The sequence below is a fragment of the Rhodococcus sp. BE178 genome (genome assembly GCF_050433545.1).
Taxonomy (GTDB): domain Bacteria; phylum Actinomycetota; class Actinomycetes; order Mycobacteriales; family Mycobacteriaceae; genus Prescottella.
Map to the genome: position 1 here is coordinate 124,617 of NZ_JBNPXA010000005.1, position 12,963 is coordinate 137,579.

A 12,963-nucleotide genomic window follows, 5' to 3' on the forward strand; every position below is an offset into this window, starting at 1 on the left:
GTTGTCCCTTCCTAATGTCCGGTGAGGTAGCGCAGAACGATCGTGCGGATGGTGTCGACCGGATTCACTGCATTGGGGTGGTCGGCATACAAGAACGCCGAATCGGTGACTGCCCGAATCCATGTCGCGGTTGCGACGGGGTCGAGCGCGGGGTCGATCCGGTCGCGCGCCCGACCCAGCAGGTGCGTCAGTCCCGCGTTCACGATGACGTCGTCCTCGTCGAGGATTTTGCCGAGGGCAGGATCGCGTCCTACCTGCCGGATTACCTCGACCACGAGTCCCGCTGCGGCGGGATCCCTGGAGGGGGCGACGAGTTCGGCCACCATGTCGAGAATGGCCGCGAGCGGATCGTCGGCGTCGCGGTAGCGGTCTACGAGTGCTCGTGAGTTCGGGAGATCCTGCTCGAAGATCGCCCGGAACGCTCCGCGTTTGTCGCCGAAATAGTGGAACACCGTCGCAGAGCTGACGCCAGCAGCCTTCGCGATTGCTGCCACAGGGGTGGCGTCGAAACCATGCTCGGCGAACAGTGCGGCCGCGGCGTCGGTGATTGCGGCGCGGCGTTGAGCTTGGAGGGCAGGGTCAGTAGTACGGGCCACGCCGCCAGAATAATAATTGATTGACGCATCAGTCAATTAATTTGTGGGGTTGATTGCTGAACGCACATCCTGGCCTTCAGTCAGCGTGTCTCATGGAGAGTGTTGGGTGCTGGTGTCCTGTTTGACGATCGTCTAGCAGGACGCCGATTTGGATGACCGGACCGTGTGACTTTCAGCGGTAAGTGGCACCAATTCTCCGTTGCGCCCCTAGCAGGTGCTCTATTACGTCATACGATGCATCGCATGACGAAGCAAAGACGTAATCGGGAGGGTCTGGCGCGGTTCGGCGAACCGGGTGCTCTGGTGCTGCTCGCACTCAGCGATGGGCCAAAACACGGCTACGCCATCACTGCCGACGTGAAGGAGCAGACCGGGATGCAACTGGGTCCGGGCACGCTCTACGGCTCGTTGAGCAAGCTCGTCGACCGCGGGCTGATCGTCGCACTGCACAGCGAAGATCGCCGGCGCCCGTACGAGATCACCCCGGCCGGGCGGGAGGCGCTGGCGGCGCACCTGGAGAGTTGGTCGCGCGTAGTGAGCACCGGAGGGAGGCGGCTGGGATGGGCATGAGGGATCTGCTCGTGGCACTGCACCCGAAGCCGTGGCGCGAGCGCTACGGCGAAGAGTTCCGCGCACTCCTCGACGACACCGACCTCACCCTGCGCGCCCTGATCGACGTGGTCACCCACGCCGCCACCCAGCAGGTGCGGGCACGCTTGACACTGGTGCTGGTCATCGTGGCGATCGTGATGTCCGCCAGTGTCACCCACCTCGCGCGGCAGGCCGGACTGACGGACAACATCCTGTGGGCCCCCACTACACCGCGCCGAGCGCTGGCGCTGTCGGCCACCCTCGCTCCCTGGGCCGGGCTGCTGGTCCTCGCCTATCGCCGTCACCGCAAGCCGATTGGGAAGGACTGAGCTCGTGTTCATCGCCGTCATCTGCGCCTTTCTCGCGCTTGTGGTCTGCTCAGTGGTGTGTGTGGTCTCGCCGAGGTCCCGGCGCTGGGTCCTCAGAGCGGCCGCGATGCTTGTCGGTGGACTCCTGGCGATTTACCTGATTGCTCGGGGAATCGCTGAGTTCTTCATCATCGACTACTCCGATCCTGAGAGCTATGCGCAGGACTGGGGCGGCCCACACCTGCTGGGCGTCCTCGCCGTGCACTCTGGTCCCGGCCTGGTCATCCTGGGCGCGGCAGTTACCTACTTCCTTCGGCGCCGCACCCACCTGCGTGCCGCCGTCCAGCAGGCACAAGAGCATCGGTCCGCCGTGCGGCGGGTCTGAGGCCGTGCATCGAATACCGCGTCCCGACCGGTGATCGTCGGTCCTCGACGCTTCGAGCGGTCCAGCCATGGAAGCCGCCGCAGCAGGCCTGCCATCTTCAGCGACACAAACCGTGCCACTTACCGCTGAAAGTCACACAGTCCTGGTTACCCGTCCTGCTAGCTGATCCTGCAAGGGTTCCCTATCCAAGATTTCGGCATAGCGCCGAGTTCACTGCCACACCCAATGAACACACTCGATCGGTCGGACCCACGAGGACGAGGTCGCCGCGCCTCCCTCTCCTGCCTGGCACTCAGTGCCCACGCCCGTTACCGAAACGCGGCCAAAATGGACATATAGGCTGGAATCATGACAAGTGAGAGACATATAGGCCCGGAAATGGCCAACTAGATCCGGAACCTACAGGCAGGTCCTACCCCCGTGCCATGTCCACGAACCGCGACAGGTGCAGCTGGTGCGCGACAGTGATGGTCGCGGTCGGACCGCCACGGTGCTTGCCGAGAATGATGTCGGCCTCGCCGCCGCGCGGGTCGTCCCGTTCGAAGGCGTCAGGGCGGTGCAGCAGCATCACCATGTCGGCGTCCTGCTCGAGCGAGCCTGACTCACGCAGGTCGGACACCTGCGGGCGCTTGTCGGTTCGCTGCTCGGGACCACGGTTGAGCTGACAGATCGCGACCACCGGCACCTCGAGTTCCTTCGCGAGAAGCTTGAGGCTTCGCGAGAACTCGGAGACTTCCTGCTGACGGGACTCGACCTTCTTGCCCGACGACATCAGCTGCAGGTAGTCGATCACGATCAGCTTGATGTCGTGCTTCTGCTTGAGCCGGCGCGCCTTGGCCCGGATCTCCATCATCGTCAGGTTGGGGGAGTCGTCGATGTACAGCGGGGCCTCGCTGATCTCGCTCATCCGCCGCGCCAACCGCGTCCAGTCGTCGTCGGTCATCTTGCCCGAGCGCATGTCCGAGAGCTTGATCTTCGCCTCCGCCGACAGCAGACGCATCACGATCTCGGTCTTGCTCATTTCCAGCGAGAAGATGACGCTGGCCATGCCGTGCTTGATGGAGCACGACCGCATGAAGTCCATACCGATCGTGGAATTGTGCGTCGGCACCATCGACCGGCCGGCCAGGTACAGGTGGTCGGCGTTGTCGACCTCGACGCACCGCACCGGAACCGAATCGATCTTGCGGACGTCGACGATGTAGCGCGAGCCGGACCGGGCCGTGCCGTGGCCGGCGCGACGCTCCTTGTGCAACAAAGCCTTCCGCGGCAGGCCGAACACCTCGTCGTCCGTCGCGAAGGTCAGTGTGAATGCGGTCGAGGACGCGTCGGTCCGGCCGTTCACCCGCTTGGTGCTCAGCTGGCAGCGGTAGCCGAGGCTGACGATCAGCTCCTCGACATCACGCACCAGTCGCTCACTGGTCACGCTGAACTGCACCGAGCCACCGTGGGTGACAGTGCCGTCGGTGTCCAGCAGTCCGGCGAGCACGGCCCGCCGCTGCGTCTCCGAGCCACGCAGGTACTGCACCGGAATGTGCTTGTTTCCCAACACTCCGAGAGTGCGCAGCCCGAAGGCCAACGTGTCCGAGGACAGGTCGTATTCGGCCTGCTCGCCCTCGATCCGCATGACGATCTCCGGATCGACAGACTCCGCATCGCCGAGCCATGCACCGAACGAGTACGGGGGGACGGCCAGATCCTGCGCCGGCAGCCGCAGTGGCCGCGTGTTCGTCACCGAATGCGCGCGCTCGCCGTCCAGACTTCGCAGGCTCGCTGCGATCTCGCCGGTGGTACGAACGGACTCATCGGCGAGGGTCTCCGTCAGCCACTGGTGCTGCTCGTCAGCGACCAGGACGGTGCCGTCGGAGAATTCCACCTCGTAGCAGGGGCGGTCGGTCATCACCTCGGTCGCGGCGACGACGGTGGTCGGCTTGCCGTGGGCGTCGATCAACTGGTCGCCGACGGCCACCTCGCCCATCGTCGTCCAACCGGTGGGCGTCGCGAGCGGGGTGTCGAGGGCGAGCGCCTTGCCCACGCCAGGCCGCGCCGCGACGATGATCATCTGACCGGGATGCAGGCCGTTGGTGACCTCGTCGAGCTCGGCGAATCCGGTGGGCACGCCGAGGGACAGGCCGCCGCGGCTGGCGATGGAGTCGATCTCGTCCATCGTGGGCTGCAGCAGCTCCTCGAGCGGCATGAAGTCCTCGGTGGTGCGACGCTCGGTGACCTCGAAGATCTCCGCCTGTGCACGGTCCACCACCTCGGCGACGTCCTGGCCGTCGGAGCCGGCGTAGCCGTACTGCACGATGCGGGTGCCGGCGTCGACCAGGCGGCGCAGCACCGACTTCTCGGCCACGATCTCCGCGTAGAAGGCGGCGTTGGCCGCGGTCGGCACCGTCTGGGTGAGCGTCACCAGATAGGGGGCGCCGCCGATGCGGCGCAGCTCGCCACGACGGTCCAGTTCGGCGGAGACCGTCACCGGGTCGGCCGGCTCGCCGCGGCTGTACAGGTCGAGGATCGCGTCGTACACCGACTGATGCGCGGGGCGGTAGAAATCGCCCGGCCGCAGGACCTCGAGCACGTCGGCGATCGCGTCCTTGCTCAGCAGCATGCCGCCCAGCACCGACTGCTCCGCGACCATGTCCTGCGGAGGCTGCCGACCGAACTCCTCGCTGGGCTCCTCCGGGGGTCCCGGGTACTCGGAATGACCACGATCATCTACAACCGCCAACGCGACCGCCTTCCCCGCACGAGGCTTTCGATCCCGTCCGAACAACTCGCCGGACGGCACCATTCACACTCTTTGTACCCGTATCCCCCGACAATCTGTCGCCGCCCCGCGGGTGGCTCGAGAGACACGCTCGGCCCGACGGTAGGGGTCTCGAGTACCCCATATCAAACCGGCCTGTGGACAGAGTTGTGGATGAAGTGGGGACGCGGAACCCTCGAGTGTTAACCGGCTGGGGAAAACTGGGGATAACCTGGGGATCGACGAATATCACACTCGACAATCCGCAGGTAGAAGTGGGTTTTTCTTTTCACAACCCTGTGGATGAAGGCCAGTTCGGCGTGTCGCCTAGGTTGACAACCCGGGCGTGTTGGGTAAACGGCCGCCCAATAGAGGTATGTCGCAGGTCACAATATTGGCACCGGGTGGCGAATCTATCCACAGCCCGTCCCCAGCCGACGCGAAGGGCCCCGCCGACCGGAGTCCGCGGGGCCCTTCGAGAGAACGGGTCGACTATGCGCCGACGACGTTCAGGTGGAACTTGGCAGCAACCTCGGGGTGCAGGTTGACCACGATCTGGTGCTTGCCGGTGCTCTTGATGTGAGCCTTCGGCAGCTCCAGGCTGCGCTTGTCGACGACCGGGCCGCCGGCAGCCTTGATGGCGCCTGCAACGTCGGCCGCGGTGACGGAACCGAACAGCTTGCCCGAGTCACCGGCGGTCTTCACCGACAGCGACACACCCTCGAGACCCTCGATGGCAGCCTTGAGCTCCTTGGCGTGGTCGAGGCCACGGACCGCGCGCGCGTCCTGCGCACGACGGATGCCCTCGACCTGCTTCTGGGCGCCACGGGTGGCAACGATCGCCAGGCCGCGGGGGAGCAGGTAGTTACGGCCGTAGCCGTCCTTGACCTCAACGGTGTCGCCGGGCGCACCGAGGTTGTCCACGTCAGCGGTGAGGATCAGCTTCATGTCGTCCCTCCCTTTCCTTAGCGAGCCGTCGAGACGTAAGGCAGCAGGGCCACCTCACGCGAGTTCTTCACGGCAACGGCCACGTCGCGCTGGTGCTGAACGCAGTTGCCGGTGACACGGCGGGCGCGGATCTTGCCGCGGTCGCTGACGTACTTACGCAGCAGCGTCGTGTCCTTGTAGTCGATCTGCGTGTTCTTTTCCTTGCAGAACGTGCAGACCTTCTTCTTCATAACCTTGTCGCGCAGCGGCGGCTTCGGCATGTCTTTCTCCGTTTTCTGGATGTTCCGATCGGGTACGGATCAGAACGGCGGTTCGTCGTCTCCGCCACGGGCGCCTCCGAAGGAGCCCGCCTGCGGCGCGCTGCCCCACGGATCGTCTCCGCCCTGGCTGTAATTGTTGGACGCCGGACGTCCGCCGCCGGATCCGCCGGAGGAGCCACCGAAGCCGCCCCCGCCACCGCCGCCACCACGGTTGGCCTTGTTGACCTTGGCCGTGGCGTAACGGAGCGAGGGGCCGATCTCGTCGACCTCGAGCTCTACGACAGTGCGCTTCTCACCTTCACGAGTTTCGTAGGAGCGCTGCTTGAGCCGGCCGCTCACGATCACTCGCGAGCCGCGGGTCAAACTCTCCGCAACGTTCTCCGCTGCCTCACGCCAGATGTTGCAGCGCAAGAACAGGGCCTCGCCGTCTTTCCATTCATTGGTCTGACGGTCGAAGGTACGGGGCGTGGACGCGACGGTGAAGTTCGCGACCGCGGCACCCGCGGGGGTGAAACGAAGCTCGGGATCAGCCGTCAGGTTTCCGATGACGGTGATTACGGTGTCGCCTGCCATGTGGTTCCTCCTGCTGTGTGTGGAGTTCCTGTTGTTCCAAAGCCTAGGTGCTGGTACCGACGTCGCCGGTACCGACTGAAACCTGTGCCTGGATCAGACGGGAATCACTTGCCGTGGCGCAGGACCTTCGTACGAAGCACCGACTCGTTCAGACCCAGCTGACGGTCGAGCTCGTTGACGGTGGCCGGCTCGGCGGTGATATCGATGACCGCGTAGATGCCTTCGCTGTTCTTGGCGATCTCGTACGCGAGACGACGCTTACCCCACACGTCGACCTTGTCGACACTGCCGCCATCCTTGCGGACGACATTGAGGAACGTATCCAGCGACGGGGCGACGGTGCGCTCGTCCAGGCTGGGGTCGAGAATGACCATCAATTCGTAATGACGCATAAGACCTCATCACCTCCTATGGACTGTGAAACGGCCACGGACTGTCCGTGGCAGGAGGGTCGTTGCGTCAGCAACCTTTGCAGGGTACACGAGCAGCCTTTGACCTGCGAAATTGGTCCGGACGGTCGCTTCCCGCCGATGTCGCCGATCCCACCGGCCGCCGGGATCGCCCTACGCTGGATTTCATGCGGGCGGCGGCAAACATCCGGACCGGAACGACGGTCACCATCCTCACCGCCTGCCTGCTGACGATGATCCTCGGCTACCTCGACAAGTCCCGCTGCATCGGTCCGCCGTTCGGCGCGGACGGCCGCAGCCTGATCTTCGACAGGATCAAGGACCGCGACGTCTGCTACTCCGACATCCAGCTCCTGTGGCTGGGCCGCGGCATCGACCAGCACCTGTTCCCGTACACCGGCGGCATCACCCCGGACGGCGTGCTCACCGGCAGCACCGTCGAGTACCCGGTGCTCAGCGGCCTGCTGATGTGGCTCGGCGGGATCGGCGCCCACACCGACGCCGCGTTCCTGCTGCATTCGGCACTGCTGCTGGCGCCGTTCGGGCTGCTCACCGCGTGGATGCTCGGACGGCTCGCGGGGCGCGCCGCGCTGCTGTGGGCGGCGAGTCCGCCGCTGCTGCTGTACGCGTTCCACAACTGGGAGCTACCCGTCGTCGCGACGTCGGTCGGGGCGATCGCGGTGATGGCCTCGCACCGCTGGTCACTGCGCACCCGCGCGGTGCTCGCCGCCGTCCTGCTCGGGATCGGGTTCTGCCTCAAGCTCTATCCGGGGTTGTTCGTGCTGCCGCTGGCGCTGTACGTCCTCACCGAGGGCCGGGACCGGAACCGCCTCGACGTCCGGGGCGCCGCCGCGGTACTCGGGGCCGCGGCGGCAACGGTGGTCGCGATCAACGTGCCGTTCGCGCTGACCCACTACGACGGCTGGCGGGCGTCGTTCACGTTCCAGCAGCTGCGCACGGCCGATCTCACCAGCAACAGCATCTGGTACTGGGGCCTGCGGCCACTGATGGGTGTGGACCTGCACGGCTCCGACACCTACAACCACGTCGTGGGCATCGTGTCGCCGCTCGCGCTGTGCGCCGGTCTGGCCCTCGCGGTGTGGCTGGGCTGGAAGCATTTCGAACGCCACGGCAGCTATCCGTGGATCGGCGTGAGCGGCGCGATGCTGTGCGCGTTCCTGCTGCTGCACAAGGTGCACTCGCCGCAGTACACGCTGTGGCTGATCCCCTTCCTGGTGCTGCTGCGGGTGCCGTGGTCGCTGGTCGCGGCCTACCTGGTGGCAGACCTGACGCTCGGCATCGGGGTGTTCCGCTGGTTCGACACCCTCGCCACCCGATCAGACACCGGCACCACCGAATTCGTCGTCAATCTCGGCGTGTGGGGGCAGGCCGCCCTGCTCGTCGTGCTGTTCTTCGTCTTCGTCGGCGCCCCGCTGCGCCGGACGGAGCGCGGCGACCCCCTCCCCACGAGGCCGCCGGCGGCGGTCCCGGCCGCGGTGCCTTGACCGCGCGCAGCCGGACCGCTCCGTGTCGGGCTGTCCCGGGGTACGTTTCGGATTCCATGAAGTCCACACCGAAGCGTCTGACGCTCCGCCTCGCCGCACCGGCGGCGGTGGCGGCGGCCGCGGTCGCCGCCTGCGGGTTCGTGCTCTGGGCCGATCCGACGATGCCGGGCGGAGTCATCCCGGTGTGCCCGACGAAGGCGCTGCTCGGAATCGACTGTCCGCTGTGTGGCGGCACGCGAATGCTGTACTCGCTCCTCCACTTCGACCTCTCGGACGCGTTGCGGTACAACGCGTTGGGAGTCGTCGTCGCGGTCCTGCTCCTCGCCGGGTACGGCGCCTGGACCTGGGGCCGGTTTCGGGGTCGACGGGTACTGGACGCACGGCATCTCCGACGGATTCCGGCAGCCGCGCTCGCTGCGGCCGCGATCTGGTTCGTGCTCAGGAACATTCCGATCGCACCGTTCACCGGCCTGCAGGTCTGATCAGTCACGAAAAGCCCTCCGACCGAACGACTCCCGCGCCCCAGCAGTTCGGCGACGAGAGCACGCTCCACCGGAAGCAGGACCTCACTCGGCGCGCACCGGAACCCTAGGACGCAGCCATGCCGGCAACCATTTCGGTGGCACGTCCTCGGCCTGGTCGAGGACGCCGCCGACGGGGTCGTCGATGAAGCCGAACCGCACCAGATCCCTCGACGGCCGGTAGATCTGCCACAGGATCAGCGCGCACAGCGCGAGGACGACGAGGTCGCGCAGCACGACGGCTCCGGTGAACCACTGCTCGGGCAGTCCCTTGTTGGACACGCCGAGGTAGTACATCATCCGCGGCACCCAGACGAGGGCGTCGATCGTCATCCACGCCAGCAGGATCCGACGGTGGGGGAGGGCGAGGACCGCGAGCGGCACCAGCCACAGCGAGTACTGCGGGCTCCACACCTTGTTGGTGAGCAGGAACCCGGCCACCACCAGGAAGCACAGCTGCGCCACCCGGGGCCGAGTCGGCGCGGTCAGGGCCACCCAGGCGACACCGGCGCAGACCGCGACGAACGCCAGCAGCGACACCGCGTTGAGCACGCTGGGCGCCTCGCCCGCGGCGAGGGGGCCGTCGAAGCCGGCCCACCCGGTGAACGAGGTGATGACGTTGTAGATCGAGTCGGGGTCGGCGCCGCGCTCGGAGTTGAGGCGGTAGAACTCCGCCCAGCCGCGCGGGAACAGCAGCGCGATGGGCAGATTCACCGCCAGCCAGGCTCCGGCCGCGGCCGCGGTCGCCTGCCACCACGGGCGCATCCGTCCCGTGCGCAGACACAGCACCAGCAGCGGGCCGAGCAGGAACAGCGGATAGAGCTTCGCGGCGCCGCCGAGGCCGAGGAGGATGCCGGCGAGAACCGGACGTTTGCGCGACCACGCGAGCAGACCACCGGCCGCGAAGGCCGTCGCCAACAGGTCGAAGTTGGTGAAGGCGTGGACGATCACCAGTGGCGAGCAGGCGACGAGCGCCGCGTCCCACACGCGGCGGCCGGCCAGCAGCGCACTGGCCCACACCGTCACCAGCCATGCCGCGGCCAGGCCGAGCGCCACCACGTTGAAGTAGATCGCGACCTGCAGTCCGCCGGGCAGCCACGGGGTCGCGTCCCACGCCTTCGCGACCACCATCGACGCGTACTGGTAGAGCCCGGACAGCACCGGGTACTCCATGTAGCGACGCTGCACGGACCCGTCGGCGGCCGGCTCCTCCCACCACTTCTTGTACGGGAAGGCGCCCTCGTCGAGATGTTCGGCGCCGTACAGCGGGACGGTGTCGGAGTAACACATCGCCACGTACTGGCGGTTGCCGCTCCAGTCCAGTCCCAGCGCGCCGTCGGCGCCGACCGGGCCCTGCTGGATGCAGCCGGCCTTGGTGAACCAACCGAGACTCAGGAACACCACGGCCAGCAGCAGAATCACCCGCATCGGGGTGAAGAAGCGGGTCCGTCCGATCAGCGCGTGCCGACCGACCGGGCCACCGATCGTCGACGACAGTTGTGCCGTCAGCGGATCGGTGTGGCCCGGCACGTCCCGCCAGTCCGCGGAGCGCCGATCCGCAGCGAGCGGCGCCGGCGACACCAGCTCGACGCCGGTGTCGGTCTCGGTGCTGCCCGGTGCGTTGTCGGCCACCCCGCGAGGCTACCGGGAAAGGGCTATCCGACGGGGACCGGCTGCGGGACCGCTCGCTGCTGCCCCTCCGGGGCCGTCGTGTCCGGCGGCTCCTGCCCCGACGTCGGCTCCTCAGGTGACGGAGTGGTAGTCGAGTCGGTGGGCTTGCCCGGCTTGATGCCCGGAATCGGGATCGTCACGCCCGGAAGGATCTCCATGTTGCTCGTGGTGATCTCGAGCGGCGGGGGAGTCGTCGTCGGCGGGGCCGTGGTCGACGTGGGCGCCGACGACGTCTTCGGCGCGGCCGGTGCCGAGTACGCGGGAACTCCCGAGACACCGGCGATCGGATCCGGCGTCGGGAACTTCTCGATGTCGGTGCCCTTCAGCGCACCGTCCATCGTCGCCTTCCAGATGTCCGACGGCAGACCGGAGCCGTAGATCATTCCGCCGTAGCTGTTCTCGATCGGCAGACCCTGCTCGGTACCGACCCACACCGCCGTCGACAGCGACGGGGTGTAGCCGACCATCCACGCGTCCTTGTTGGAGCCGGTGTCACCGAGCTGCGCGGTGCCGGTCTTTGACGCCGACGGACGGCCACCGGCCAGCCCGTGGCCACGCGAGTACGCCGCGATCGGCGTCATTGCGGCGGTGGTGTTGTCGGCCACCGCGGCGTCGATGACTTCCTCGCCGGTCGGCGTGCCGCGGTCGAGCAGCACGGTGCCGTCGGAGGTGACGACCTTCTGCACGAAGTGCGGCGTGTGGTAGACGCCGGAGGCCGCGAGCGTCGCGTACGCGGACGCCATGTCGATGGGCCGGGACTGGTACTGGCCCAGCACGATGCCGTTGTTCGGTCCGACGCCGCCCGGCTCGGTGAGCGAGGGGCCCACGCCCGGGATGTCCTCGGGGATGCCGGCCTTGTGGGCGATGTCGGCGATGGCCTGCGGGCCGTCGTCCATCTGCAGCATCTGCCGGTAGAAGCTGGTGTTGAGCGAACGCTTGAGGGCCTCGGCGATGGTGCACGTGCCGCAGGACTCGCCCTCGACGTTGCCGATCGTGATGCCGTTGACGGTGAGCGGGCCGCTGTCGTACATCTGCGACAGCGGGATGCCCTGGTCCAGCGCGGCCGCGAGGCCGAACACCTTGAACGACGAACCGGTCTGCAGACCGGCCTGCGCGAAGTCGTAGCCGCCGCCGTCGGCGCCGCCGTAGTAGGCGCGCACGGCACCCGACTTCGGGTCGACGGACACGACCGCGGTCCGCAGCTCGGACGGCTCACCGTCCATGTATGTCTCGACGGCGTCGACGGCAGCCGCCTGCGCCTGCGGGTCGATCGTCGAGGTGATCTGCAGGCCCTCGGTGTTGAGGTCCTGCTCGCTGATGCCGGCCGCCGACAGCTCCTTCAGCACCTGCTGCTTGATCAGGCCCTCCGGCCCGTTGCCGCCGCTGCCGTTGTCGACCTCGGCGAGAGGAATGACCTGCGGGAACTGGGTGGCGGCACGATCGGCGGCGCTGAGCGTGCCGCTGTCGACCATGCCGTCGAGGACGTAGTTCCAACGCGACTGGGCGCCGGTGGGATTGGTCTCGGGGTCCAGCAGCGACGGCAGCTGGATGACCGCGGCGAGCACGCCGCCCTCGGCCACCGTCAACTGCTCGACCGGCTTGCCGAAGTACGCCTCGGACGCGGCCGCGATGCCGTACGCGCCGCGACCGAAGTAGATGGTGTTGAGGTACGCGGCGAGGATGTCGTCCTTGGACCACTGCTTGGCCATCTTCGACGAGATCACCAGCTCACGCATCTTGCGGGTGAGCGAGCGCTCCGAACCCACGAGCGCGTTCTTCACGTACTGCTGGGTGATGGTGGAGCCACCGCCGGCGCTGTCCTTGCCGAGCACGTTGTCGCGGGCCGCGCGAGCGAATCCGGAAACCGAGAATCCCGGGTTGGTGTAGAAGTTCCGGTCCTCGGCCGAGAGCACCGCGTTGCGCACATGCTCCGGAATCTGGTCGATCGTGACCTCGGTGCGGTTGCCCTCGGGCGGCACGACGCGGCTGATCTCCGTCGTCCCGTCCGACGCCAGGATCGTCGCGACCTGATTGGTCTTCATGTCGCCGGGCTTCGGTACGTCCTCGACGATGTACGCGACCATGAACGTCAGCATCGGCACGATCAGGCCGAGCGCGACCACGGCGTACGCGGTGCGGCGCGCGATCTTCCACTTGCTGGACTTGGTCTTCTTCGGACCCTTCGGCGGCTGACCGCCCGATCCGTCACCGGACTTGCGTGCGGTCGGCGGCGGGCCGGCCGGCGGACGCCCACCGGGACCGCGGCCCCCACCCTGTGCCGGACGCGGTCCCCCCTGTGCCGCACGCTGGCCGCCCTGGGGCGGACGCGGTCCCCCCTGCGGCGGGCGCTGGCCTCCCTGCGGTGGACGACCACCCTGCTGCGGCTGCCGTGGAGCCGGGCGACCGCCCTGCTGGGGACCCGGGTTGCGGCGCGGCGCGGGGCCCC

13 protein-coding genes are annotated in these 12,963 nt (G+C 67.3%); 5 read left to right on the forward strand and 8 right to left on the reverse strand.

Annotated elements, in window-relative coordinates; translation table 11 throughout:
- Window positions 1-11: 11 nt before the first annotated feature.
- The gene (locus J2X34_RS11690; RefSeq protein WP_174915029.1) at window positions 12-596 is read right to left on the reverse strand and encodes a TetR/AcrR family transcriptional regulator; all 585 of its coding nucleotides are present in this window, start codon (window positions 594-596) and stop codon (window positions 12-14) included.
- Between the two features lie 243 nt (window positions 597-839).
- Between J2X34_RS11690 and J2X34_RS11695 the strand changes: the two genes are divergently transcribed.
- Genes J2X34_RS11695 through J2X34_RS11705 form a run of 3 tightly spaced genes read left to right on the forward strand, consistent with a single transcriptional unit; the run spans window position 840 to window position 1,880 of the window.
- On the forward strand, window positions 840-1,166 hold the full coding sequence (locus J2X34_RS11695; protein WP_429517341.1) for a PadR family transcriptional regulator: 327 nt from the start codon (window positions 840-842) through the stop codon (window positions 1,164-1,166).
- Window positions 1,167-1,177: 11 nt separating this feature from the next.
- Window positions 1,178-1,516, forward strand: coding sequence for a hypothetical protein (locus J2X34_RS11700; protein WP_217487166.1), 339 nt, complete (start codon window positions 1,178-1,180; stop codon window positions 1,514-1,516).
- Window positions 1,517-1,520: 4 nt separating this feature from the next.
- Window positions 1,521-1,880, forward strand: a complete 360-nt coding sequence (locus J2X34_RS11705) for a hypothetical protein (RefSeq protein ID WP_429517343.1) — start codon at window positions 1,521-1,523, stop codon at window positions 1,878-1,880.
- Between the two features lie 412 nt (window positions 1,881-2,292).
- On the opposite strand, the gene dnaB is transcribed toward J2X34_RS11705, so the two are convergent.
- The 5 genes from dnaB to rpsF form a co-directional block, all read right to left on the reverse strand.
- Window positions 2,293-4,611: a replicative DNA helicase gene (gene dnaB / locus J2X34_RS11710; protein ID WP_114720440.1), complete on the reverse strand. Its 2,319-nt coding sequence runs from the start codon at window positions 4,609-4,611 to the stop codon at window positions 2,293-2,295.
- A 510-nt stretch (window positions 4,612-5,121) separates the two neighbouring features.
- Complete coding sequence (rplI, locus tag J2X34_RS11715; protein WP_114720109.1) at window positions 5,122-5,577, reverse strand: 50S ribosomal protein L9; 456 nt, start codon at window positions 5,575-5,577, stop codon at window positions 5,122-5,124.
- Window positions 5,578-5,594: 17 nt separating this feature from the next.
- Window positions 5,595-5,837, reverse strand: coding sequence for a 30S ribosomal protein S18 (gene rpsR, locus J2X34_RS11720; RefSeq protein ID WP_031936841.1), 243 nt, complete (start codon window positions 5,835-5,837; stop codon window positions 5,595-5,597).
- Between the two features lie 39 nt (window positions 5,838-5,876).
- A complete protein-coding gene (locus tag J2X34_RS11725) occupies window positions 5,877-6,410 on the reverse strand; it encodes a single-stranded DNA-binding protein (protein WP_114720113.1) in 534 nt (177 codons plus the stop codon).
- Window positions 6,411-6,514: 104 nt separating this feature from the next.
- On the reverse strand, window positions 6,515-6,802 hold the full coding sequence (rpsF, locus tag J2X34_RS11730; protein ID WP_114720115.1) for a 30S ribosomal protein S6: 288 nt from the start codon (window positions 6,800-6,802) through the stop codon (window positions 6,515-6,517).
- 185 nt (window positions 6,803-6,987) lie between these two features.
- Between rpsF and J2X34_RS11735 the strand changes: the two genes are divergently transcribed.
- Both J2X34_RS11735 and J2X34_RS11740 read left to right on the forward strand, forming a co-directional pair.
- Window positions 6,988-8,325 (forward strand): glycosyltransferase family 87 protein, encoded by a 1,338-nt coding sequence (locus tag J2X34_RS11735; RefSeq protein ID WP_429517347.1) that lies wholly within the window; start codon window positions 6,988-6,990, stop codon window positions 8,323-8,325.
- Between the two features lie 56 nt (window positions 8,326-8,381).
- Complete coding sequence (locus J2X34_RS11740) at window positions 8,382-8,807, forward strand: DUF2752 domain-containing protein (protein ID WP_429517349.1); 426 nt, start codon at window positions 8,382-8,384, stop codon at window positions 8,805-8,807.
- Window positions 8,808-8,891: 84 nt separating this feature from the next.
- Here J2X34_RS11740 and J2X34_RS11745 read toward each other — a convergent pair whose 3' ends face one another.
- Together J2X34_RS11745 and J2X34_RS11750 are read right to left on the reverse strand one after the other, a co-directional pair.
- Window positions 8,892-10,478: a glycosyltransferase family 87 protein gene (locus J2X34_RS11745; protein WP_429517351.1), complete on the reverse strand. Its 1,587-nt coding sequence runs from the start codon at window positions 10,476-10,478 to the stop codon at window positions 8,892-8,894.
- A gap of 23 nt (window positions 10,479-10,501) precedes the next feature.
- Complete coding sequence (locus J2X34_RS11750; RefSeq protein WP_429517582.1) at window positions 10,502-12,664, reverse strand: transglycosylase domain-containing protein; 2,163 nt, start codon at window positions 12,662-12,664, stop codon at window positions 10,502-10,504.
- Between the last annotated feature and the right edge of the window lie 299 nt (window positions 12,665-12,963).

Coding starts and splice junctions, on each gene's coding strand:
- J2X34_RS11740 (WP_429517349.1), top strand. CDS start 8,382: ATGAAGTCCACACCGAAGCGTCTGACGCTCCGCCTCGCCGCACCGGCG.
- J2X34_RS11695 (WP_429517341.1), top strand. CDS start 840: ATGACGAAGCAAAGACGTAATCGGGAGGGTCTGGCGCGGTTCGGCGAA.
- rpsF (WP_114720115.1), bottom strand. CDS start 6,802: ATGCGTCATTACGAATTGATGGTCATTCTCGACCCCAGCCTGGACGAG.
- J2X34_RS11725 (WP_114720113.1), bottom strand. CDS start 6,410: ATGGCAGGCGACACCGTAATCACCGTCATCGGAAACCTGACGGCTGAT.
- J2X34_RS11735 (WP_429517347.1), top strand. CDS start 6,988: ATGCGGGCGGCGGCAAACATCCGGACCGGAACGACGGTCACCATCCTC.
- rplI (WP_114720109.1), bottom strand. CDS start 5,577: ATGAAGCTGATCCTCACCGCTGACGTGGACAACCTCGGTGCGCCCGGC.
- rpsR (WP_031936841.1), bottom strand. CDS start 5,837: ATGCCGAAGCCGCCGCTGCGCGACAAGGTTATGAAGAAGAAGGTCTGC.